Annotated in this window: 1 protein-coding gene; it reads right to left on the bottom strand. The window is 67.6% G+C overall.

Features of this window, described 5'->3' with window-relative positions:
- Positions 1–1,606 (bottom strand): acyclic terpene utilization AtuA family protein (locus tag ABGN05_RS29975; RefSeq protein WP_367957696.1); only part of this gene is annotated, 1,606 nt, incomplete at both ends.

Consider the following 1,606-nt stretch of genomic DNA (forward strand, 5'->3'; position numbering starts at 1 on the left):
TGCCGGGCAGTTCGAACCGCTCGACCGGTCCGTTGCAGAGATGCGCAAAGTAGTCCTTCACGGTTTCTTCGGTCAGCGCCGAGCGGATATAGGGCAAATACTCGGGCTTGCGCGCGATCACGCCGATATTGGCGATGTTGCCCTTGTCGCCTGAGCGGCCCCAGGCGAGTTCGACCAGGCGCACCATCACCGCGCCGGGACCGGCCTCGCGGCCTTCCACCGCCGCCGCGGAGGAAGCATCAAGTCGCACCGCCTCGGCTGCAATGGTGACGGGCACGTCTTTGCCGTCGACCTCGACCGCGATCGGGGTGTCGGCCTTGTCCTGCAGGAAGGAGAAGAGACGGACCACCGGCTGCACCTTTGGCCGACCGGCGAAGAAACCGGTCAGCCCCTGCGCAGAGGAGACCGCCATCGGCGCGATCTCTCCGGCGAAGATGTTCAGCGCATCGCGGTCATCATGGGTCACGCCGATCTTCAGCACCACCTCGCGGGTGCGGGCGCGGGCGTTGGCGCCATAGGCGGCCTCGGCGCCCAGCACCTCCACGCTGACCTGCCGGAAATAGCCCAGGTTCTTGTCGCGGAAGATCCGGCGGCAGCGGGTCAGAATGGCCTCGGCCACACGTTCGGCCTTGGCAGGCGCGTCGATCGCGGCCAGGGTCAGCGTGGTGATCGCCCGCCAGCCGTCGGCATGGGTGGCCGACACCTTGTAGCTGTCGGTGCGTCCCAGCCCCCGCGCGCCCTTCACCATCACCCGGTCGGCCCCCACCTGCTCCAGTGTCACCTGCGACCAGTCGCAGATCACATCGGGCAGGACGTAGCGCTGCGGATCGCCGATTTCGTAGAGCATCTGCTCGCCGACCGAGGCCGGCACCACCAGCCCGCCCGTGCCGAGCGTCTTGGTCATGACAAAGCTGCCGTCCTCGGAGACCTCGACGATGGGCATCCCCATGTCGTCCCAGCCCGGCACCTCCCGCCAATCGGTGAAGTTGCCGCCCGTGCCCTGCGGGCCGCATTCGATCAGGTGGCCGGCCAGCGAGCCCTGGCTGAGCTTGTCCCAATCGTCGTCTTTCCAGCTGAACTCGTGCATCAGCGGCCCAAGCGCCACCGCGCTGTCGGCGCAGCGCCCGGTGATCACGATCTCGGCCCCGGCTTCCAGCGCCGCGGCGATGGGCCGCGCACCGAGATAGGCGTTCATGCTCATCGGCTTGGCCGGGAAAGGCGCGCCCGAAAACATCTCGGTCACGCCGCGGGCGCGGATCTCGTCCGCGCGGCCCAGCAGATCATCACCCAGCACGACGCCGATCGAAATGTCGATGCCCGCCGCCGCCGCCGCCTTGGCCAGCGCCTCGCGGCAGCCGCGCGGATTGACCCCGCCGGCATTCGCGACAACCTTGATCCCCTTGCGCTTGAGCTCTGACAAAAAAGGCGCAACTGCTTGCACAAAGTCCGGCGCATAGCCCGCTTCCGGCGACTTCGTCCGCGCCCGCGCAAGCAGCGACATCGTGATCTCGGCGAGATAGTCGAAGACCAGATAATCGATGTCGCCCCGGGAGACCAATTGCCCAACCGCTTCGGGCGTATCCCCCCAGAAGCCGGACGCGCATCC

Origin of the sequence: Aquibium pacificum (assembly GCF_040839445.1) — a bacterium.
Lineage (GTDB): Bacteria > Pseudomonadota > Alphaproteobacteria > Rhizobiales > Rhizobiaceae > Aquibium > Aquibium pacificus.